The following is a 23,530-nucleotide window of genomic DNA, read 5'->3' on the forward strand; positions in this document are numbered from 1 at the left end:
GTAAGTCTTTGCAAGTACTGTAGTGATTGCTGCAGTTAGTGTAGTTTTACCGTGGTCAACGTGACCGATTGTACCAACGTTGACGTGCGGTTTCGTACGTTCAAACTTTTCTTTTGCCATTGCTCTCGTTTCCTAAGTTAAAAGTCCGACCCAAAATAGACCGGACCGAACCTTTTACATTCTTGAATCAATTATTGCCCGAGCCACATTGTTTGGTGCTTCAGAATAATTGAAAAACTCCATCGAATAGGACGCTCTGCCTTGCGTCTGTGAACGCAGGTCCGTCGCATATCCGAACATTTCAGACAGTGGTACCTTGGCACGTACTATCTTAATGCCAGCGACCCCTTCTTCCATTCCTTCGATGATGCCGCGACGACGATTCAAGTCGCCAACCACGTCACCCATCCAATCTTCTGGTGTAGTGACCTCTACTTTCATTGTAGGTTCAAGTAACACTGGGTTAGCTTCAGAAGCTCCCTTTTTGAACCCCATAGAACCGGCGATCTTAAACGCCATTTCAGAAGAGTCAACATCATGATATGAACCATCAAACAAAGTAACCTTTACATCCAGAACGGGATAGCCCGCCAAGACACCATTTTGCATTTGCTCTTGGATGCCTTTGTCTACAGCTGGAATGTACTCTCTTGGCACTACTCCGCCAACAATTTCATTGACGAATTCATATCCTTTGCCTTCTTCCTGTGGCTCAATTTTGAGCCATACATGACCAAACTGGCCACGTCCACCAGACTGGCGAACAAACTTACCTTCTACTTCTACTGCGGAACGCAAGGTCTCACGATAGGCAACCTGAGGCTTGCCCACGTTACACTCTACTTTAAATTCTCGCTTCATGCGGTCGACAATAATGTCGAGGTGCAACTCGCCCATGCCTGAAATTATGGTCTGGCCGCTCTCTTCGTCTGTTTTCACTCGGAAGGACGGGTCTTCTGCTGCCAGCTTACCTAGTGCTAGGCCCATTTTTTCCTGATCAGCTTGCGACCTTGGTTCAACGGCGATGGAAATCACGGGTTCCGGGAACTCCATCCGCTCTAATGTGATGACACTGTTTGGGTCACAAAGCGTATCACCGGTGGTGACGTCCTTAAGTCCAATAGCAGCAGCTATATCTCCCGCACGGACTTCTTTCAGCTCTTCACGGTCTTTTGAGTGCATTTGCACAATACGGCCGAAACGTTCACGCTTGCCTTTAACAGGATTGTAGACAGTATCGCCTGTTTTAACGACACCCGAGTAACAACGGAAAAAAGTCAGCGTGCCGACAAAGGGATCGGTAGCAATTTTAAACGCCAACGCAGAAAACGGTTCATTGTCATCTGCATGACGCTCTGATTCTGTTTCATTTTTATCGTCTAACACGCCCTTAATTGCAGGAATATCCGTGGGAGACGGTAAAAATTGTATTACTGCATCCAATACCGCTTGTACACCCTTGTTTTTAAATGCACTACCACAAGTAGCAAGCACGATTTCGTTATTTAGGGTACGTGTACGAAGGCCCTCGATGATTTGGGATTCACTGAGCTCACCTTCTTCTAGATAAGCGTCCATCAAGGCTTCATTAGCTTCAGCGGCGGCTTCAACTAATTCATTGCGGTATTGCTCTGCTTTGTCCATTAACGCAGCCGGTATGTCTTCATAGGTAAATGTCATACCCTGATCGGCAGCATTCCAGTTAATGGCTTTCATTTTGATCAAATCAATGACGCCACTGAACTCTTCTTCGGCACCAATGTTTAATTGAATAGGGACACATGTTGCACCCAAACGATCTCGGATTTGATTAACAACACGGTCAAAGTCTGCACCCGCACGATCCATTTTGTTAACGAATACCATGCGAGGTACAGAATACTTGTCAGCTTGACGCCAAACGGTTTCAGACTGAGGTTCAACACCAGATGACCCGCAAAACACAACCACAGCACCATCAAGTACGCGCAGTGAGCGCTCTACTTCAATGGTAAAGTCAACGTGTCCAGGCGTATCAATTATATTAATACGGTGCTGATCAAACTGCTGCTCCATCCCTTGCCAAAAGCAAGTTGTTGCAGCAGAGGTGATCGTAATGCCCCGCTCTTGTTCCTGCTCCATCCAGTCCATAGTAGCAGCGCCATCATGGACCTCGCCTATCTTGTGAGACAGACCTGTGTAAAACAGAACGCGCTCGGTGGTAGTGGTTTTACCCGCATCCACGTGCGCCACAATGCCAATATTACGATATCGTTCAATCGGGGTTTGACGGGGCATTTGTATTTCTCAGTCCTTATTAACCTTGGATTACCAACGGTAATGAGCAAACGCTTTGTTTGCTTCAGCCATACGGTGAACGTCTTCACGCTTCTTAACCGCAGAGCCTTTGTTGTCAGCTGCATCGAGCATTTCTGCAGCAAGACGCTGAGCCATGGATTTTTCACCACGTTTACGAGCGGCTTCTACTAGCCAGCGCATACCTAACGCGTTACGACGAACTGGACGTACTTCAACAGGAACCTGATAAGTAGAACCACCAACACGACGAGACTTAACCTCGACTGTTGGGCGGATGTTGTCCAATGCGTCTTCAAATACGTTTAGATGCTCTTTGCCAGTTTTTTCAGCAACAATATCAAGCGCGCCGTATACGATTTTCTCAGCAGTTGATTTTTTGCCGTCTAACATAACGACATTCATGAATTTAGCCAGCAATTGCGACTTAAATTTAGGGTCTGGTAGGATCTTACGTTGACCTACGACTCGTCTTCTAGGCATTTCTCTAATCTCCGTAGAATTTCAGGTATAACCCAAAACAATAATTACTTCAGTTTGGCCTTACTAACGGAGTACCGTTAAGACTTGGGCCGCTTCGCGCCGTACTTAGAACGGGCTTGCTTACGATCGTTTACGCCAGCGCAGTCAAGCGTGCCGCGAACAGTGTGATAACGTACACCTGGAAGGTCTTTAACACGACCACCACGGATTAGTACAACACTGTGCTCTTGTAGGTTGTGGCCTTCACCGCCGATGTATGAAGAAACTTCAAAACCGTTGGTCAAACGCACACGACAAACTTTACGCAGTGCAGAGTTTGGTTTCTTTGGCGTAGTGGTGTACACACGGGTACAAACACCACGACGTTGTGGACAAGCTTGTAGAGCAGCAACGTTGCTTTTTTCAACGGGCTTTCTACGCGGCTTGCGCACTAACTGGTTAACTGTTGCCATTAACTAGCTCCTGATTAAAAACTACAAAAACCCGACTATGTCGGGTCATATTCATAAGGCGGTAGTGATGCTCGTCAATACCGCACCCAAAATTGGGTCGCGGAATATTAAAGATCAACTACCGCCCTGTCAAGACTTACAGCGGACTGTACAGAAATTATTCGCTGTCGCTGCCTTGTTCTACCTCAGCATTTAATGCTTCAGTCAATGCCTGTTCAGCTTCGCTTGCTGATACCGTTAGCTCTTCGATATCGGCTGCGCGCTGTTGAGCACGTTTTTGGTGATAAGCAAATCCAGTCCCTGCTGGGATCAAGCGTCCAACAATAACGTTTTCTTTAAGACCACGCAGATCGTCTTCTTTGCCCTGCACTGCTGCTTCGGTCAATACGCGCGTAGTTTCCTGGAACGACGCCGCTGAAATGAACGATTCAGTAGACAGTGATGCCTTAGTGATACCAAGCAATTGTGTTTCATAAAGCGCTGGCAATTTGCCCTGACGCTCAAGTTCACGGTTGGCAATCTTCACAGCTGACACTTCAACCTGCTCTCCTTCAAGGAACTGGCTGTCGCCTGGCGCTGTGATAAGGCACTTACGAAGCATTTGACGAATAACAACTTCAATATGCTTATCGTTAATTTTTACACCCTGCAGGCGGTAAACTTCTTGTACTTCGTTAACGATGTAGTTTGCGACAGCACTAATACCACGTAGGCGCAAGATATCATGCGGTGACTCTGGGCCATCAGCAATAACTTCGCCTTTTTCTACAGACTCACCTTCAAACACGTTAAGCTGACGCCACTTAGGAATCATCTCCTCATATGGATCGCCGTCTTTCGGTGTTATAACAAGACGCTTCTTACCTTTTGTTTCTTTACCGAAACCAATACTACCGCTGATTTCAGCAAGAATGGCAGGCTCTTTAGGCTTACGCGCTTCAAACAAGTCCGCAACCCTTGGTAGACCACCGGTAATATCACGTGTTTTTGAGCTTTCCTGAGGAATACGCGCTAACACGTCACCCGTATTTGCTACCTTACCGTCACTGGCCTCGATAGTCGTGAAGCTAGGTAGGCGTATTTCCTGCAAGCCCACTTCGTCACTGTCGAGGATAAGTTTAGGCTCTTTAGCATTCACTTTCGTAAGGTCTTTAACCACAATACGTGTTAGGCCCGTGAGCTCGTCCTGCTGCATTTCCGTGTTGCTGTCATCAATGTCAGCAAAACTGATTTTTGAATCACGCTCAAGTACGATGGGGTGACTGTGCGGATCCCAGTTAGCCACAATCTCGCCCGCTGCTACGGCTGCACCGTCATCAGTGGTCAAAATAGCGCCGTAAGGCACCTTATAACGCTCTTTCTCACGACCATGGTCGTCAATGATAGTTAGCTCAGTTGAACGAGAAACAATCACCACTTTGTTGTCTGAGTTACGGACAAACTTAGCGTTGTGCATCTTAAGGCTACCGTCGCTCTTAACCTGCACACTGTTTTCAGCAGACGCTCTTGATGCCGCACCACCAATGTGGAAGGTACGCATGGTAAGCTGTGTACCCGGCTCACCGATTGACTGAGCAGCAATAACACCTACAGATTCACCGTGGCCGACCATATGTCCACGTGCAAGGTCACGACCGTAACACTTAGCACATACACCAAAGTCATTGTCACAGGTAATAACGGAACGTACTTTAACCTGATCAACTGAATTGGCTTCAAGCATGTCTACCAGCTGCTCGTCTAGCATTACGTTACGCTCAACCAGAACTTCGTCAGTACCAGGCTTAACAACGTCTTCCGCTACAACACGTCCAAGTACGCGTTCGCGCAATGGTTCAACAACGTCTCCACCTTCGATGAGAGGTGACATGGTCACACCTTCGTAAGTACCACAGTCTTCTTGGGTAATTACCAAGTCTTGTGCAACGTCTACCAAACGACGCGTTAGGTATCCAGAGTTAGCCGTCTTCAGTGCCGTATCGGCCAAACCTTTACGCGCACCGTGCGTAGAGATAAAGTACTGAAGTACGTTTAGACCTTCACGGAAGTTAGCCGTAATAGGCGTTTCGATGATTGAGCCATCTGGTTTAGCCATTAGGCCACGCATACCCGCTAACTGACGAATCTGAGCAGCACTACCACGAGCACCGGAGTCAGCCATCATGAAGACAGAGTTGAACGACTGCTGTTCTTCCTCTTCGCCATCACGATTAATAACGGTTTCAGTCTTCAGGTTATCCATCATGGCCTTAGCGACTTTTTCGTTAGCATTTGACCAGATATCGATAACTTTGTTGTAGCGCTCACCAGCGGTAACAAGACCGTTTTGGAACTGTTCCTGAATCTCAACAACTTCGGCTTCAGCAGCGTCGATAATGTCCTTTTTCGCTTCCGGGATAACCATATCATCAATACCAACAGACGCACCCGCGATCATCGCGTAGTGGAAACCGGTATACATAATTTGGTCAGCAGCAATAACGGTGTCTTTCAGTCCAAGTGTACGGTAACAAGCATTCAACAGTTTTGAAATCTGCTTTTTGCCCATTGCTTGGTTGATGATTTCAAATGGCAAACCTTGTGGCAATATCAGTGAGAATATTGCTCGACCTACTGTGGTATCAGTTAGGGTAATCTTTTCTACCTTTGAACCGTCTTCAGCAACATCGTATTCTGTGATACGAACCTTCACGCGTGAATGCAATTCAGCATTACCAGTACGGTATGCTTTTTCCGCTTCGTGCGGGCTGGTAAACACCATGCCTTCGCCTTTGCCGTTTACCTTATCGCGTGTCAGGTAGTACAAGCCCAATACAACGTCTTGTGAAGGTACGATAATCGGCTCACCGTTGGCTGGTGAAAGAATATTATTGGTAGACATCATCAGGGCACGAGCTTCTAGCTGTGCTTCGATGGTCAAAGGTACGTGCACGGCCATTTGGTCACCGTCGAAGTCAGCGTTGTACGCCGCACATACCAATGGGTGTAGCTGAATGGCCTTACCTTCAATTAGGGTTGGCTCAAATGCCTGTATACCAAGGCGGTGAAGCGTTGGCGCACGGTTAAGCAATACAGGGTGTTCGCGGATAACGTCATCCAGGACGTCCCATACCTCTGGGGCTTCGCGCTCTACTAACTTCTTAGCAGCCTTGATTGTTGTTGCTAATCCACGGCCTTCTAATTTGCCGTAAATGAAAGGCTTGAACAATTCCAATGCCATCTTCTTAGGAAGACCACACTGGTGAAGACGCAAAGTAGGACCAACGGTGATTACAGAACGACCTGAGTAATCTACACGCTTACCAAGCAAGTTCTGACGGAAACGACCTTGTTTACCTTTGATCATATCGGCCAAAGATTTAAGAGGACGCTTGTTAGAGCCAGTAATGGCACGACCGCGACGACCGTTATCCAATAACGCATCTACCGCTTCCTGTAACATACGCTTTTCGTTGCGTACGATGATGTCAGGCGCTGCAAGGTCTAGAAGACGCTTAAGGCGGTTGTTACGGTTAATAACACGACGGTATAAGTCGTTCAGGTCAGACGTTGCAAAACGGCCGCCATCAAGCGGTACCAACGGACGAAGATCAGGTGGCAATACAGGCAGTACTGTCATGATCATCCACTCTGGCTTGTTGCCAGATTGTTGGAAAGACTCTAATAACTTCAAGCGCTTAGTGATTTTCTTGCGTTTAGTTTCAGAGTTGATGCTTGGCAATTCTTCGCGCATTTCAGCAACGTCAGCGTCAACATCAAGATGCTTGAGCAATTCAAATACGGCTTCTGCACCCATTTTAGCGTCGAACTCATCGCCGTGCTCTTCTAAAGAATCCAAATACTCTTCTTCAGAAAGAAGTTGGCTGCGCTCAAGCGTAGTCATGCCAGGCTCAGTCACTACGTAGCTTTCGAAATACAGCACGCGTTCAATATCGCGCAATGTCATATCAAGCATCAAACCAATACGAGACGGTAGTGATTTGAGGAACCAGATGTGTGCAACTGGGCTAGCCAGTTCAATGTGACCCATGCGCTCACGACGCACTTTCGTCAACGTAACTTCTACACCACATTTCTCACAGATAACACCACGGTGCTTAAGTCGCTTGTACTTACCGCACAAACACTCGTAGTCTTTTACTGGTCCGAAGATACGGGCACAGAACAACCCGTCGCGTTCTGGCTTGAACGTACGGTAATTAATCGTTTCAGGCTTTTTCACCTCACCGTATGACCATGAACGGATCATATCAGGTGATGCAAGACCGATTCGAATATTGTCGAACTCTTCAGTCTTGTTTTGTTGCTTTAGAAACTTGAGTAAGTCTTTCACATTTTTCTCCCAGCGGAGTCAGTTTCTCACAGCCCGGCATTAATCCAACTAATGCCGGGCCATCCTAACAATTTTCAGCGTCGGCTTAGTTTTCTTCTAGCTCGATGTTGATACCCAATGAACGGATTTCCTTCAACAATACGTTGAATGATTCAGGCATGCCTGGCTCCATTCTGTGGTCGCCGTCAACGATGTTTTTATACATCTTAGTACGGCCGTTAACGTCATCAGACTTAACGGTCAACATTTCTTGTAGGGTATAAGCAGCACCGTATGCTTCAAGTGCCCACACTTCCATCTCACCGAAGCGCTGACCACCAAACTGAGCTTTACCGCCCAACGGTTGCTGAGTAACCAAGCTGTAAGAACCGGTAGAACGCGCGTGCATCTTGTCATCAACCAAGTGATTGAGTTTCAACATGTACATGTAACCCACGGTTACTGGACGTTCAAACGCATTGCCTGTACGACCGTCAAACAAGGTAATCTGGCCGCTTTCAGGAATGTCACCTAACTTAAGCAGCGCTTTGATTTCTTGTTCAGTTGCGCCATCAAATACTGGCGTAGCAACTGGAAGACCTTTGCGCAGGTGCTGTGCAAGACGCTCGACTTCGCCATCAGTGAAGCTGTCAATATCGACCTCCTGACGCACGTTGCCCAATGCATATACTTCTTTGAGGAAGTCACGCATCTTAGCGATCTCTTGCTGTTCTTTGATCATGGCATCGATTTTTGCACCAATACCATGGGCAGCCATACCTAAGTGAGTTTCAAGAATCTGACCAATGTTCATACGCGACGGTACACCCAATGGGTTGAGCACGATATCAACCGGGGTACCATTCTCGTCGTGTGGCATGTCTTCAACAGGGACAATGGTAGAAATAACACCTTTGTTACCATGACGACCGGCCATCTTGTCACCAGGCTGAATGTGACGCTTCACTGCAAGGTATACTTTAACGATCTTGAGTACACCAGGCTGCAGGTCATCGCCTTGCGTGATCTTACGGCGCTTAATCTCATACTTCTTATCAAAGTCAGCTTTGATTTCAGCATGCTGTTCAGCAATTTGATCAAGTGCGTCTTGTGCATCCTGATCTTTCAACGTGATGTCGAACCATTTTTCACGCGGCATGCTTTCCAGTTTGGCCTGGTCTACACCGCCTTGAATCAATAGATTCTCGGCACGAGCAAAGATACCGTCTGCAAGAATTGAAAACTCGTCGCCCAAGTCTTTCTTGACCTGACGAAGCTGCATGTCTTCAATCTCTAGCGCACGCTTGTCTTTTTCAACACCGTCACGAGTAAAGACTTGTACATCGATTACTGTGCCGTGAACACTGTTTGGAACACGTAGTGAGGTGTCTTTAACATCAGACGCTTTCTCACCAAAGATGGCTCTTAATAGCTTTTCTTCAGGTGTGAGCTGAGTTTCGCCTTTAGGTGTCACTTTACCCACTAAGATATCGCCGCCTTTCACTTCAGCACCAATATATACAACACCTGACTCGTCGAGCTTACCTAGCGCAGATTCACCTACGTTAGGGATATCAGAGCTGATTTCTTCTGGCCCAAGTTTAGTATCACGCGCAATACAGCTTAGTTCCTGAATATGGATCGTTGTAAAGCGATCTTCTTGCGCTACGCGCTCAGAAATAAGGATTGAATCTTCAAAGTTATAACCGTTCCAAGGCATGAAGGCGATACGCATGTTCTGACCAAGGGCTAACTCACCCAAGTCAGTAGACGGACCGTCTGCCAACACATCGCCCACGACAACTGGATCGCCAACGTTACAAGTAGGACGTTGGTTGATACAGGTGTTCTGATTGGAACGCGTATATTTGGTAAGGTTATAGATGTCGATACCCGCTTCACCAGCTAGCATCTCTTCTTCGTTTACCTTCACAACAATACGGCTGGCGTCAACGTAATCGATAACACCACCACGCTTAGCAACAACGGTTACACCGGAGTCAACCGCAACGGTTTTCTCCATACCTGTACCTACCAGCGGCTTGTCGGCACGCAATGTAGGAACAGCCTGACGTTGCATGTTTGATCCCATCAATGCACGGTTAGCATCATCGTGTTCAAGGAACGGGATAATGCTAGCGGCAATAGAAACGATCTGCTGCGGTGATACGTCCATATACTTGATGTCATCTTTTTGCATCAAAGTAGTCTCACCGCGATAACGGCAAGGGATAAGGTCTTCTTCCAATTCACCGTTGTCAGTTAGCGCAACGTTGGCCTGTGCTATTGCAAACTGCCCTTCTTCGATAGCTGACAAATAATCAATTTCATCAGTAACCACGCCATTGTCTACGCGACGGTAAGGCGTTTCTAGGAAACCAAAATCATTGGTACGCGCAAAGCTTGATAGCGAGTTGATTAGACCGATGTTTGGTCCTTCAGGCGTTTCGATTGGACACACACGACCGTAGTGGGTTGGATGTACGTCACGTACTTCAAAACCTGCACGTTCACGCGTCAGACCACCCGGCCCCAAAGCGGAAATACGGCGCTTGTGCGTCACTTCTGAAAGCGGGTTGTTTTGGTCCATGAACTGAGACAACTGGCTTGAACCAAAGAACTCTTTAACCGCCGCAGAAATAGGCTTAGCGTTGATAAGATCTTGAGGCATCACGTTGTCTAGGTCGCCCAAGCTCAAACGCTCTTTTACTGCACGCTCAACACGAACCAAACCTACACGGAACTGATTCTCTGCCATTTCGCCCACTGAACGGATACGACGGTTACCTAGGTGATCAATATCATCTACTTCATCTTTACCGTCACGGATTTGGATAAGTTGCTTCATCACCGCAATGATGTCGGCCTTATCCAAAGTTCCTTCGCCCGTCAATTCCTCTCGGCCAAGACGGCGATTGAACTTCATACGACCAACAGAAGATAGGTCATAGCGGTCTTCAGAGAAGAATAGATTGTCAAACAGGGTTTCGGCTGCGTCTTTAGTAGGTGGCTCACCCGGACGCATCATGCGATAAATTTCTACCAGCGCTTCCAAGCGGTTACTGGTGCCATCGATACGTAGGGTATCTGACATGTAAGCACCGTGATCCAGCTCATTGATGTATAACGTGTCAAAAGACGTTACCCCTGCATCGCTCAATTTAAGCAGGTTCTCTAATGTCACTTCATCATTGGCATTAATGACCACCTCACCAGACTCTTCGTCTGCGTAAGTCGCGGCATAAACACGGCCCACAAGGTATTCAGCCGGTACTTCCAGCTCAGTAATACCCGCTTTTTCAAGTGCTCGTGTGTGACGTGCCGAAATACGGCGGCCGGTTTCAACCAACACATTACCGTCGCCATCAATGATGTCGAACTGCGCAGTCTCACCGCGTAAACGGTCTGGAACGACTTCCATTTTTAATTTGTCGTCGTCTATGCGGACAGATACGGAGTCAAAAAACTCGTCCAATATCTCTTCGGTAGACATTTCCAGCGCGCGTAAAATAATTGACGCAGGAAGCTTACGACGACGATCTATACGAACAAATAAATTGTCTTTCGGGTCGAATTCAAAATCTAACCAAGAGCCACGGTATGGAATAACGCGTGCGTTGTACAACACCTTGCCAGAAGAGTGTGTTTTACCCTTATCGTGGTCGAAGAATACACCCGGTGAACGGTGAAGCTGAGAAACGATTACACGTTCAGTACCATTAATTACAAAGGTACCGTTCTCAGTCATAAGGGGTATTTCACCCATGTAGACTTCTTGCTCTTTAATATCTTTTACCGTACCTGGTGCTGCTTCTTTATCAAACAACACCAAACGCAGTTTTACTCTTAACGGCGCAGAATAGGTGACGCCCCGAATTTGACATTCTTTTACGTCAAAAACAGGTTCGCCCAAGCGATAGCTTACAAATTGAAGCTCACTATTGCCTGAGTAACTTTTGATAGGAAAAACCGAACGAAATGCCGCTTCAAGCCCATATTGGCCGTCGACATCGATATCGATAAACTTTTTAAATGAATCTAGCTGAATTGAAAGGAGGTATGGTATTTCCAGTACCTGTGGGCGTTTGCCAAAATCCTTACGGATACGTTTCTTTTCGCTATAAGAGTAAACCATGGGTTCCTCAGCCTGCTGATTTTAGACCCAACCTGTTACTTGAACTGAACAAGTAACAAACTTCCTTCACCCTTTTTCGGGCAATTTCACCAGCATACAACACTTTATGCTTCAGTTGGTAGCCAAGACCACGCATAAGTTGCCGGAAATTTGTCCGATTTGCGCTTATGTTGCGTTATGAGAAGGGATAAAAAACTCAATAACGCTACAGCGCAAAAAGGCTGGTGGTTCAAAAAACCACCAGCCTATGCCAATTAAGGCAAGTAAACTGACAACGTCAGATTACTTAAGCTCTACTTCAGCACCTGCTTCTTCAAGTGCTGCTTTAAGCTCTTCTGCTTCTTCTTTGCTTACGCCTTCTTTGATTGCTTTAGGAGCAGACTCAACTACTTCTTTAGCTTCTTTAAGGCCTAGGCCAGTTGCGCCACGAACTGCTTTGATAACCGCAACTTTGTTTCCACCGAATGAAGTCATAACAACGTCGAATTCAGTTTGTTCTGCAGCAGCAGCTTCGCCACCGGCAGCAGGACCTGCAGCTACTGCAACAGCAGCAGTTGCTTCAACGCCGAACTTCTCTTCAGCTGCTTCGATTAGCTCAACCAATTCCATAACTGGCATTTCAGCAATCGCGTTCAAGATATCTTCTTTAGTTAGAGCCATTTTCTCTAAACTCCTGGGTTTAATAAGTTAAAAAATTCAATTTGCCAAAAACGAAAATTATTTTTCGTCTTTGATCGCCGCCAATACACGCACAAATTTGGTAGGCACTTCGTTGATTGTTTGAACGAATTTGCCAACCGGTGCTTTGAAGGTTGCAAGTAGTTTTGCAAGTGCTTCGTCGCGAGTCGGTAGTGAAGCCACTGCGTCCAACTTTTCTGGACCCAATAGACCGCTACCAATTGAAAGCGCAGTTACTTTTAGCTTGTCATTCTCTTTCGAAAAGTCTTTGAAAAGACGTGCTGCACCGCCTGGTGCATCGATAGAGAAACCATAGATAAGCGGACCGGTTAAGGCGCTATCAAGGTCTGCAAACTTACTGTCTGCCAACGCGCGTTTTGCAAGCGTATTACGAACAACGCGTAGATATACGCCTTGCTCACGTGCTTTAACGCGTAGGTCAGTCAGTTCTGCAACTTCCATCCCACGGTATTCAGCGACGGCAACGGATAGAGCTCGAGATGCAACATCGCTAACCTCTGCTACGATCTCTTTTTTTGCTGCTAAGCCTAGTGCCACTGAGTTCACCTCTTTTTATCTGACATACACAAACTCACTGTGAAGTCAGGGTTCACAGATTGATGTAAAACAACTGTTTTACACCGCTCTACGGTGTTCTTTTCCCAGAAGGTCTGAGTATGAAATCACCGTCTGCGCAGGCTGTTACATTAAGCGGCACCTCACCCAGAGTAGGGGGACACTGCACCTGCGGTCTTGGACGGGAGCTTAGTTTCATGCCACAAAGGCAATCCTCTTAGCTCCAACCCACATTTTTCAAAGGCCAGTCTTATAGACCAACTGACCCCTTGTCCAAAGTCACGCCTGCGCCCATAGTGGTACTCAAGCTAACTTTTTGAATATATGTACCCTTAGCTGAAGAAGGCTTGGCTTTCTTCAAGGCTTCAAGCAAAGCTTCAAGGTTTTCTTGAATTTGGTTTGCTTCAAAAGCAATTTTACCAATGCTTGCGTGAATGATACCGTTTTTGTCGTTGCGATAACGAACCTGACCAGCCTTAGCATTTTTAACTGCTTCAGCAACGTTAGGTGTAACAGTACCCGTTTTAGGGTTAGGCATAAGGCCACGAGGACCAAGAATTTGACCTAGCTGACCAACAACGCGCATCGCGTCAGGGCTTGCTACTACCACGTCAAAGTTCATTTCGCCTTTCTTAACCTGATCGGCTAAATCTTCCATACCTACGATGTCAGCACCCGCTTCTTTCGCCGCATCAGCGTTTGCACCTTGAGTGAAAACGGCAACGCGAACGTCTTTACCTGTACCGTTAGGCAGTACAGTTGCGCCACGAACATTTTGGTCAGATTTCTTAGCATCGATGCCAAGATTAACTGCTACGTCTACGCTTTCAGCGAATTTTGCAGTAGCAAGTTCTTTCAACAAAGCAACCGCTTCATTGATTTCGTATTCTTTAGTTGCGTCAACCTTCTCACGGATGGTGCGCATGCGTTTTGTTAACTTAGCCATGCGATTAGTCCTCTACGTTCAAGCCCATGCTGCGAGCAGAACCCGCGATTGTGCGTACTGCCGCGTCCAAATCAGCTGCCGTTAGGTCAGGCTCTTTAGCTTTAGCAATTTCTTCTAGCTGAGCGCGAGTTACTTTACCCACTTTCTCAGTGTTTGGACGACCAGAACCGCTCTTGATGCCTGCTGCTTTCTTAAGCAAGAAAGACGCAGGAGGCGTTTTGGTTTCGAACGTGAAAGAACGGTCTTCATATACCGTGATTTCTACAGGTACCGGAGCACCTTTTTCGAGACTTTCTGTTTTTGCGTTAAACGCTTTACAGAATTCCATGATGTTCACACCGTGCTGACCTAGTGCAGGACCAACTGGTGGACTAGGGTTAGCAGCACCTGCTGCAACCTGGAGCTTAATTAAGCCCGTTACTTTTTTAGCCATTGTCTTCGCTCTCTTTTATGGGTCTAACGCCTTGCAAATACGAGAATATTTGCTCAAACGGCTTCCCGTTCGGTCTAAAAGGGTCGCGAATTATAGTTGAGGTTCAAATATTGTGCAACCATGTTTTGAGATTATTTTGAACACTGGGCGTGAAACGGGTTTAATAGTTTCGGAAACTGGTGAGGGCTGAGTTCTTTTCCTATGGTTACGCGTCATCTCGTTCAGCCGGTTTTAAATAACGGCACAGTACCGATTGTAGTTTGTCTACATTGAAAGGCTTAGTCAGATAGTCCGTCATTCCGGCGTCCAGGCACTTCGCTTCATTGTCTCCCGTCGTATCAGCTGTAAGTGCAATAATTGGGATACTTGTAGATCCAGGCTTAGCGCTAGCCCTTATGGCTTGAGTCGCCTGGTAACCATCAATACCCGGTAACATACAATCCATAAATATAACGTCAAAAGAGTCTTGCTCGTAATATTCCACCCCTTTTTCACCGTCCTCAGCCCAGATGACTTGAAGGCCCATACCTTTTAGCAGTGTGTCCAAAATCATAAAGTTGATCTCATTGTCTTCAACCACAAGAATTTTACCTTGCATGAGTGTGGGCGACTCAGAGTGCTCAACTGGGGCGGATTTAGTTTCGGTATTAATTAATGACAGTATGTCACGCTCTAGTGCTGGTTTATAAATCACCTTGTGGAAATACGACTTAGCCCTTTGGGTTGTGCTTGCATCTTCAACCGAGGTAAATAGAATACGGCGTGTCTTCGGACCAGGGTTAGCCTTTTGTATCCAGTCTATGCCATCAATACCTGGCATCATATAATCCACTATCACAACGTCGAAGTGCTCGCCTGCACAGATCCGTTCTAATGCTTTGAAGGGCTCAATAAAGCACTCCACATGGGCATTGACATTGGCCAGAATTTCACTCAGAACATCAAGATTCGGTTTTATATCGTCAAGAATTAGCACCTTAAGGCCCGCCCATTGCGTCTCGTACGTTTGCTCGTGCTGCGTTTCATTTTCTAGAATGTCGACGGGAACACTGAAGTAAAAGGTTGAACCGATATCTGGCTCAGATGCCACTTTAAGCTTCCCTCCCATAATTTCGATGATGGCAGCTGATAACGCAAGTCCCAATCCAGTACCGCCATATTTACGGGAAGTGGAGCTGTCGGCTTGCTTAAACGCATCAAAAATAATGTCGCATTGCTCGGCAGTCAACCCAATTCCAGAATCACTTACCTCAACCCTAAGCATCCGCGCATTGTCGGTAATTGTTGCTTTCACTGAAACATAGCCTTTGGATGTAAACTTAATTGCATTTGATAACAAATTACTGATCACCTGTCCGAGTTTGGCATCATCCAGCTCGGCCACTATGTGTTCCAAATCTTGTGCGTGAAGAATTAAGTCTAAATGTTTTTCCTGTGCACTTGCTTTGAAAGACAAGACTAGGTTGCTGAGAAGTCGCGCAAGCTGAACCGAGCGAGGGGAGAGAACTAATTCATTCGCCTCCACTTTGGATAAGTCCAGCACTTCGTTGATAAGGTGCATCAAACGGTTACCGGACAATAAAATAGTATCAACTTTTTGTTTTTGCTCATGAGTCATAGACGTTTTAGCTAACAATTGCGTCATGCCCAACACACCGTTCAGTGGAGTTCTGATTTCGTGACTCATGTTAGCCAGAAACTGTGACTTGGCCACCACGGCCTGCTCAGCCTGACTTTTCGCATCGACAAGTTGATGCTCTCGGGTTCGGATCAGATTGGTGATTTTGGCGGCGATGCCATAACCAATCAGGCAAAAAATAACAACACAGATCAGTGCTATGTACATGGAATATGCGTTAACTTTTCTACTTTGTAGCGCTAATGCATCGAAAGGTACCAACACAAAAAAGGTCCAACCCAGCTCACTGAATTCAAATTTTGAGACCCAGTTCAACTCACCATCAAGGGTTATTTGTGCTTCTTCTGTGTGCCCCATGCGCCGGAATTTTTCAATCACAGACTCGCTGGCGAACTCGGAAAGGTTACCGAATAAGGAGTCTTTATTACCCGTATCGGCAAGTATTCTCCCGCCTTTCTCAATTAGCAGAAAACGTTCGTCAAACTGTAAATCTATATTTCGAAGAATGTCGTTTAGTTGCGCAAGGGAAACATCGACGCCTAATACACCCGACCAGCTGTTTTCCAGCGTCAATGATCTCACAGTGGAAATAACTACGGTGTCGTCTTGCGCCCAGTAATAGGCGGGAGGGCGAACAATGTTTCCCTTACCTTGTAGTCCAGATACATACCATGGCCGCTTTGTAGGATCGTAGTTATCAGGAAGAGAACCCGTTGGCCACTGCAAGTAACCGCCCCGCCTGTCACCTAAATATACATAAGCAATATCTGGCATGCTGTTGCCAATATTTTGAAACTGCTGATAAATTTGTTGCAGTAACGGGCTTGTCAGTTCGATGGATTCCGCTGAAATGTTGGTTTTTTGCTGATATTGAGGAAGCTGCCCGAGGCTATTCTTTACTAGGTTTGTGTTGGCCAAAAAGTTAGCCCTGGCCTCAACCTGATCAAAAATGGCAGTGACGTGCCGCTCGACATGACCAACTTCAGAGATAAAACGTTGATGGATTTGTTCCTCAGCAATGCCTTCAATAATAAAAGAAGAGATGACGGTCGATAACAGCACGGGCAACGCAACAGAAAACAAAATCAAAAATGACAACAGCGCTTTTAAGTTTTTCAATGTGCCGGTCGCCCAACGAATACATTAGTGAATAGTTAAAAGGGTAGCATTCAATAAGGCATTTTTTAAATTGGGCCTGATTAATGGGCCACTGCAAGCTCAGAGCATTACACCAAAGTAAGCATAGCGTTTCATCTATAATTCGAAATGCTGATGGAGACTATAAAATCCCTGACGATTTCCCTTCTGAACTTCTATTAACAGGAGCTAAAACTCTTCTAATTTCTTATCTGGCTCGCACTGGCAAAAAAAAAGCGACAATTTTCATTGTCGCTTTCTCAAAAGTGCTTTTACTCTTAGCCTTTCTCAACCTGACCAAACTCGAGGTCAACAGGAGTTGAACGACCAAATATAAGAACTGAAACCTTCACGCGGCTTTTTTCGTAATCGACTTCTTCGACTACGCCATTGAAGTCTGCGAAAGGTCCATCGATAACCCGAACCACTTCGCCGGGTTCGAACAAGGTTTTTGGTTTTGGCTTGTCTACAGACTCTTCCAGTCTGTTAAGGATAGCGTCGGCTTCGCGCTGAGTTATAGGCATTGGACGGTCTGAAGTGCCTCCAATGAAGCCAAGTACACGTGGTACACTTTTTACCAAGTGCCAAGAGTCTTCGTTCATATCCATTTCAACCAATACATAACCAGGGTAAAACTTGCGCTCTGATTTGCGTTTTTGACCCGCACGCATCTCGACCACTTCTTCGGTTGGAACGAGGATTTGACCGAAATGCTCTTCCATGTTGTGCATTTTGATGTATTCCTCGAGCGTTTTTTTAACGCGAGATTCATACTGAGAGAAAGCTTGTACAACGTACCAACGCATTGCCATGGATTACACTCCTATTCCGGTTACCCAGCCAACTACACGTACGATAATACCGTCCAGCCCCCATAGAAGAAGCCCAACGATCACTGTCGCCGCCAGTACAATCAAGGTAGTTTGCGTAGCTTCTTGTCGGCTTGGCCAAACTACTTTACGCACTTCTACTCTGGATTCTTTAGAAAAAGTTAGGAACTGCTTGCCCTTTTCGGTCGTTGCAGCAATAAATCCGGCAATCACAACAACCGCAACGGCTGCCAATGCGCGATAGAGCACTGATACTTCCTGATACAGGTAATTAGCAGTGACCAAACCGCCTAATAATGCAATGGCAATTAGCCACTTTAATGTGTCCAAAGGATTGGACGCGTTTTCTGTCTTTTCACTCATGCTCAATTCCGGCCTTACCCGATATTATAAAGTTGGCAGGGGTGGAGGGACTCGAACCCCCAACCATCGGTTTTGGAGACCGCTGTTCTACCAATTCGAACTACACCCCTGCTGATGGTACGCCGCCTCGCAGCCGCACACCGTTTAACAGTTACACTTCCCTTGTGAATTTTTAGCAATCTTTTTGGAAAAGTCAGCGCAGATTCGCAAGGAAGGGACGCGTATTATACTTAAGCATATCTGGGTGACAAGGGTCTTTTTCAAGCCCTTGTCATTCCAACCCTAAAAACCCACCAGTTTGGTGTGCCCACAACTTGGCATAAATGCCATTTTGGGCCAATAGAGCCTGATGACTTCCAGATTCCACCACCTTGCCATTGTCCAAAACAATTAAGCGATCCATTTGTGCAATAGTGGACAATCTATGGGCGATTGCCAAAACCGTTTTGTTTTCCATCACTTTGTTTAAACAGGCTTGAATAGCCGCTTCAACTTCTGAGTCCAATGCTGAGGTGGCTTCGTCTAGAATAAGAATAGGCGCATCTTTTAGCAGTACTCGTGCAATCGCAATACGCTGACGCTGGCCACCAGAAAGTTTAACGCCACGCTCTCCAACATGCGCGTCATACCCAGTGCGACCCTCCTTATCCGAGAGCGTTAGTATAAAGTCGTGCGCCTCTGCCTGTTTGGCCGCCCATATCATTTCTTCTTCTGTGGCATCCTGTTTTCCGTACATGATGTTGTCTCTTACCGAGCGGTGCATCAGCGAGGTATCCTGCGTCACCATACTGATCTTTTCTCGCAACAGCTCTTGCGGTGTTTGTGCCACATTTTGTCCATCTATGGTTATGCTTCCACTGTTCAAATCATAAAAGCGCAACAACAGGTTGACTAATGTAGACTTGCCCGCACCTGAGCGCCCGACAATACCTACTTTTTCACCAGCACCTATGGTCAGGTTAAGTGCTTCAAAAACGTTTATATCCTGATGTTTACCCGGGTAGGAAAATTCAATCGCGTTAAAATGAATCTCCCCTCCGTGTACGTTCAGTTTTTTAGCTGGCGAAGGGTCTACCACATCAATAGAGCGTGACAGAGTATTGATGCCATCCTGAACTGTACCTAGGTTTTCAAACAGGGAAGACACCTCCCACATTATCCAATGTGAAATACCATTTAGCCGCAGACACAGGCTCACGGCGACGGCTATTTCACCAGGCGTTATTGATCCCTGTATCCAGAACAACACTGACAAAGCCGCCACTGAAAAGATAAGCAGCCCACTGGCGATTTCTACACACAGTTCGAGTACAGTGACTAGACGCATCTGTGGGTAAACCGCCTTTAGGAAACCGTCCATACTCTCTTTGGCATATTCAGCTTCGCGATTACTGTGCGAAAACAATTTCACAGTCATCATGTTGGTATAGCTATCGACGATCCTTCCCGTCATTAGAGACCGGGCATCAGCCTGTTTTTGTGATACTTTTTTCAGGCGCGGAACCAAAACGCGCAGTATGCTGGCGTAGACCACCAACCACACAAACAAAGGAATAGATAAGCGCCAGTCAGCAGCAAAAACCAAAGTAATAACACTGACAAAATACACACCAATGTAAACAGCCAGATCAAGCATTTTCATCACAGTTTCGCGCACTGAAAGCGCCGTTTGCATTACTTTAGTGGCCACCCGGCCGGCAAATTCATTTTGAAAAAAAGACAACGACTGTTTTAGCAGGTACCGATGTGCTTGCCATCGAATGGCCATGGGATAATTACCCATTAACGCCTGATGTTTTATCATTGAGTGGAGAAACACGGCTCCGGGAATGGCAACCAATGCAATGGCACCCATGCCTATGAGTGTCCATTTTTCGTCCTGCCACAGGGTCTCTCGATTTTGCGTTGCAAACCAATCAACCAATTGCCCTAAGAAGCCATATAAAGCGACTTCCATCACTGCGATGGTTGCACTCAACAGCGATACTGTCAGTAAGATAGGCCACATGCCCTTTGAATAATGACGACAAAATGCCCATAACCCCGTCGGAGGTTGCTCTGGATTTGCCGACGGGAAAGGCTGAGTTAGACGCTCAAAAAAAGTAAACATGTGGCAAGAAAAGTATCCCTAGTGAATAAAGAATTGGTAAAGCCAGAAAATCACAATACCTATTTGAATTAAAAACAATACAAATCGAATTTGGATCGCTAGGTTGCTGATCGAAATCAAGTGAACAATAGACTGGCCTATCCTGGCACTCAATAGCACTAGCGCTAAGGCGTCGGTTATTGCCGTTGAACCGGTTGCAAGTGAGTACAGCAAGGCCCCTCCAATAATGGCAAAGCTCTCTGAGCAATTGGCCTGTGCACGGGTAAGTCTGAAACCAAAATCCGGCACATCACTGCCATCGGCAGCAAACTTTAACCCTTTTTTTTGCTTGCTTTGCACCAAACTCGTTCGATACACAGCTAATGCAATAAGCAAGACCAGTGTCCATGCAATATAACCAAGTAGAGCAATGCCCGTTTCTGTCATCATGGTAATTCCTCAATTAGATTTGATAACCACTGAATTAAGACCACTATAACAGCAAAGAAATTACAAAAAGCGGCAGCGTGCAAAGTTTGAGCTAAATTTTGACGGCGGAATAGCGTCTGCCCTTGATTTTTCCCTCACGAAACTGCTTCAGCGTTTTTTTCGCACTGCGAACAGCAACCGCAAGGAAGGTCGTATTGGACGTTTGCACAATATCGCCAATATCTTCACCCGGTACGCTCGCCTCTTTAATCAACGCGCCCACAATATCGCCCTTTCGCAGCTTGTCTTTTTTGCCACCTCGAATTTCAATAGCCACATTGCTTGCAGTCATTACACGGTTCGCATGAAAACGCAGATGCTGAACACCGTTTATTCTGCTGCTTTCAGGGTTGTCACAAAATGCCTTAGCGCGCTCAAGCTCATTATCTGTAGCCAGCGTAATAGCCACACCTTTTTGGCCAGCCCTACCTGTGCGACCAATTCTGTGAATATGTGTATCCGGCGATTCACTCATATCATAAGCAATCACCAAGTCTACCTTGGGCAAGTCTAACCCTCTTGCGGCCACGTCAGTGGCGACCAGGATATTTGTGGCATTCAGTGATAGCTTCATCAGTGCACGCTGTCGTTCGTTCTGTTGCATATCACCGTGCATAGTCACCAAATTGAAACCCCGCTCCTTCAAATTGTCATAGAGCGCTTGGGTCCCTTTTTTGGTCTGACAAAAAACAATGCATTTTTCCGGTTGGCGGTCGGTAAGAATGGCACTAACAGCTTGTTCTTTTTGCCCACCGTCAGTCTTATAAATGAACTGTTCGATATCTGGCGAATTCCCTTGCTCGCGCACATCAACGGTTACAGGGGAAGAAAGCCACTGCTCTGCCGACTGAGCAATGGCGTCTGAGTAAGTTGCAGAAAAAAGGCCTGTACGGCAAACCTTGGGAGTGTGACTAAAAATGGCAGCCACTTCCTCGCGCATGCCCATTTCAAACATGCGATCTGCCTCGTCGAGAATGCGGGTATGCACTTTATCTAACTGCAGTCTTCTCTTTTCCAAATGGTCTAGAACACGGCCCGGTGTACCCACAACAATATGACAGGCGCCTTTCAATGCTTTAATTTGCGCCCCTACAGAGTCGCCACCAATCAGAGTCACTGTATGGATGTTGTCAAGTGATTGCGCAGCATGCTGGCATACCCTGGCTACTTGTTGCGCCAATTCTCTGGTTGGACACAAAATTAAAATTTGCGGGCGGAATAGTGCTGTGTCTAAAAGAGCAATGCTGGATAGAGCAAATGCCAGTGTTTTTCCACTGCCTGTAGGCGCCAAACCGATCAGATCACCGCTGGATTTCCACTGCGCCAGCACTTCCGTCTGTATGGGGGTCAGTGCAGTAACGTTAAGGCGCTGAAGCGCCTTTTCAATAAATGTGTTCAAAAAACGGTCCGTCCAGTCGCTAAGCGAGTTTCCAAGTCAGAGTCTGACCTGCATAGAAAGGAACAATGTCATCTCCTGTCGGCAGGGCAATACTGTCTGGCACAGTCCAGTCATTTTTGACTAGCGTAATCGTGTCTGTATTTCGCGGCAAACCGTAGAAATCAGGACCATACAAGCTTGCAAAGCCTTCCAGTTTATCTAGGGCATTGAGCTGTTCAAATACCTCAGCGTATAGCTCTATGGCACTCCATGCGCTATAGCACCCTGCGCATCCACAGGCATTTTCCTTTTTGTGCTTTTCATGAGGTGCTGAATCCGTCCCCAAAAAGAATTTGTTTGCCCCTGACGCCACCACATCACGCAACGCCTGCTGATGTATATTGCGCTTGAGCACGGGCAAGCAATAGTTATGCGGTTTAATGCCGCCTACCAGCAGGTCATTCCTGTTCAGTAACAAATGCTGTGGAGTAATGGTTGCGGCAACCTTGTCTGAACTGGACAGAACAAACTGTGCCGCGTCTTTGGTTGTGATATGTTCAAACACAACCTTCAAATCAGGGAATGTCGCTGTGATATCTACCAAATACTGATCAATGAATTCCTTCTCACGGTCAAAAATATCGACATGCGATTCGGTAACTTCGCCATGTATAAGCAAGAGCATGCCCACTTCAGCCATGGTTTCGAAGACTGGATACAATGACTTAATACCCTCTACAGCGGCATCACTGTTGGTTGTTGCACCCGCCGGATAAAGTTTGCTGGCCACTATACCTTTTTGTCTGGCCTCGCGAATATCTTCGGCCGTGGTTGTATTAGTCAAGTATAAGGTTACCAGAGGTTCGAGGGTCTGGCCTTCTGGTACAGCATCCAGGATGCGTTGTTTGTACGCCATTGCCATGTCTGCATTGGTAACAGGCGGGACTAAATTGGGCATGGCAATAGCACGGTTAAAGCAGCGCGCTGTAGCAGGCACAGTTTCTTTCAACATCTCACCATCTCGAAAGTGAAGATGCCAGTCATCGGGGCGAATAAGGGTAATTGATTGCATAAAAATACAAAGCGAGTAATAGTACTTAAATTATGCCAGAAATGGGCTTTTTGCGCACCCCTTGTGCTTTAAATTAGAGAAAATAGGGTGTACTCAGAATGTTTTTGCACAAAGTCCGTGTCTTTATTACTTAGTCAATCATTCACCATTACATTATGCCGTTATCCATAGAACCTTTTCTTACTGCTCCCCGAACGCCTCTCTTAAAAAAATTAGTCGCCAG

The 23,530-nt window shown here is 46.4% G+C and carries 17 protein-coding genes and 1 tRNA gene; all 18 read right to left on the reverse strand.

Going from position 1 to position 23,530, the window contains the following annotated elements; all coding sequences use genetic code 11:
• A partial coding sequence (locus DRW07_RS14965; protein WP_229531346.1) for a GTP-binding protein occupies positions 1-120 on the reverse strand: 120 nt, incomplete at its 3' end.
• Positions 121-174: 54 nt separating this feature from the next.
• A complete protein-coding gene (gene fusA / locus DRW07_RS14970; protein WP_124028762.1) occupies positions 175-2,277 on the reverse strand; it encodes an elongation factor G in 2,103 nt (700 codons plus the stop codon).
• Between the two features lie 30 nt (positions 2,278-2,307).
• Positions 2,308-2,778, reverse strand: a complete 471-nt coding sequence (gene rpsG / locus DRW07_RS14975) for a 30S ribosomal protein S7 (RefSeq protein WP_124028763.1) — start codon at positions 2,776-2,778, stop codon at positions 2,308-2,310.
• 77 nt (positions 2,779-2,855) lie between these two features.
• Positions 2,856-3,230 carry a 30S ribosomal protein S12 gene (gene rpsL, locus DRW07_RS14980; RefSeq protein WP_071980814.1) on the reverse strand — a complete coding sequence of 125 codons (375 nt, stop codon included), beginning with the start codon at positions 3,228-3,230 and terminating at the stop codon, positions 2,856-2,858.
• A gap of 157 nt (positions 3,231-3,387) precedes the next feature.
• The gene (gene rpoC, locus DRW07_RS14985) at positions 3,388-7,563 is read right to left on the reverse strand and encodes a DNA-directed RNA polymerase subunit beta' (RefSeq protein WP_124028764.1); all 4,176 of its coding nucleotides are present in this window, start codon (positions 7,561-7,563) and stop codon (positions 3,388-3,390) included.
• Between the two features lie 85 nt (positions 7,564-7,648).
• Positions 7,649-11,677, reverse strand: a complete 4,029-nt coding sequence (gene rpoB / locus DRW07_RS14990) for a DNA-directed RNA polymerase subunit beta (protein ID WP_124028765.1) — start codon at positions 11,675-11,677, stop codon at positions 7,649-7,651.
• Between the two features lie 282 nt (positions 11,678-11,959).
• Positions 11,960-12,337 carry a 50S ribosomal protein L7/L12 gene (gene rplL, locus DRW07_RS14995; protein WP_124028766.1) on the reverse strand — a complete coding sequence of 126 codons (378 nt, stop codon included), beginning with the start codon at positions 12,335-12,337 and terminating at the stop codon, positions 11,960-11,962.
• A 57-nt stretch (positions 12,338-12,394) separates the two neighbouring features.
• Complete coding sequence (gene rplJ / locus DRW07_RS15000; protein WP_124028767.1) at positions 12,395-12,913, reverse strand: 50S ribosomal protein L10; 519 nt, start codon at positions 12,911-12,913, stop codon at positions 12,395-12,397.
• A gap of 268 nt (positions 12,914-13,181) precedes the next feature.
• On the reverse strand, positions 13,182-13,877 hold the full coding sequence (rplA, locus tag DRW07_RS15005) for a 50S ribosomal protein L1 (RefSeq protein WP_124028768.1): 696 nt from the start codon (positions 13,875-13,877) through the stop codon (positions 13,182-13,184).
• Between the two features lie 4 nt (positions 13,878-13,881).
• Entirely contained in the window at positions 13,882-14,310 is a 429-nt protein-coding gene (gene rplK, locus DRW07_RS15010) for a 50S ribosomal protein L11 (RefSeq protein WP_124028769.1), read from the reverse strand.
• Positions 14,311-14,515: 205 nt separating this feature from the next.
• Positions 14,516-17,068 (reverse strand): hybrid sensor histidine kinase/response regulator, encoded by a 2,553-nt coding sequence (locus DRW07_RS15015; protein ID WP_124028770.1) that lies wholly within the window; start codon positions 17,066-17,068, stop codon positions 14,516-14,518.
• 296 nt (positions 17,069-17,364) lie between these two features.
• Positions 17,365-17,898: a transcription termination/antitermination protein NusG gene (gene nusG, locus DRW07_RS15020; protein ID WP_124028771.1), complete on the reverse strand. Its 534-nt coding sequence runs from the start codon at positions 17,896-17,898 to the stop codon at positions 17,365-17,367.
• Between the two features lie 3 nt (positions 17,899-17,901).
• On the reverse strand, positions 17,902-18,279 hold the full coding sequence (gene secE, locus DRW07_RS15025; protein ID WP_124028772.1) for a preprotein translocase subunit SecE: 378 nt from the start codon (positions 18,277-18,279) through the stop codon (positions 17,902-17,904).
• A gap of 33 nt (positions 18,280-18,312) precedes the next feature.
• Positions 18,313-18,389 (reverse strand) — tRNA-Trp (locus DRW07_RS15030).
• Between the two features lie 161 nt (positions 18,390-18,550).
• Positions 18,551-20,389 carry an ABC transporter ATP-binding protein gene (locus tag DRW07_RS15035; RefSeq protein WP_124028773.1) on the reverse strand — a complete coding sequence of 613 codons (1,839 nt, stop codon included), beginning with the start codon at positions 20,387-20,389 and terminating at the stop codon, positions 18,551-18,553.
• Positions 20,390-20,407: 18 nt separating this feature from the next.
• Entirely contained in the window at positions 20,408-20,818 is a 411-nt protein-coding gene (locus DRW07_RS15040; protein ID WP_338067772.1) for an MAPEG family protein, read from the reverse strand.
• 91 nt (positions 20,819-20,909) lie between these two features.
• Positions 20,910-22,256: a DEAD/DEAH box helicase gene (locus DRW07_RS15045; RefSeq protein WP_124028774.1), complete on the reverse strand. Its 1,347-nt coding sequence runs from the start codon at positions 22,254-22,256 to the stop codon at positions 20,910-20,912.
• A 19-nt stretch (positions 22,257-22,275) separates the two neighbouring features.
• Positions 22,276-23,307, reverse strand: coding sequence for a dihydroorotase (pyrC, locus tag DRW07_RS15050; RefSeq protein ID WP_124028775.1), 1,032 nt, complete (start codon positions 23,305-23,307; stop codon positions 22,276-22,278).
• Positions 23,308-23,530: the final 223 nt, after the last annotated feature.

The sequence above is a fragment of the Paralteromonas sediminis genome (genome assembly GCF_003820355.1).
Taxonomy (GTDB): domain Bacteria; phylum Pseudomonadota; class Gammaproteobacteria; order Enterobacterales; family Alteromonadaceae; genus Alteromonas_F; species Alteromonas_F sediminis.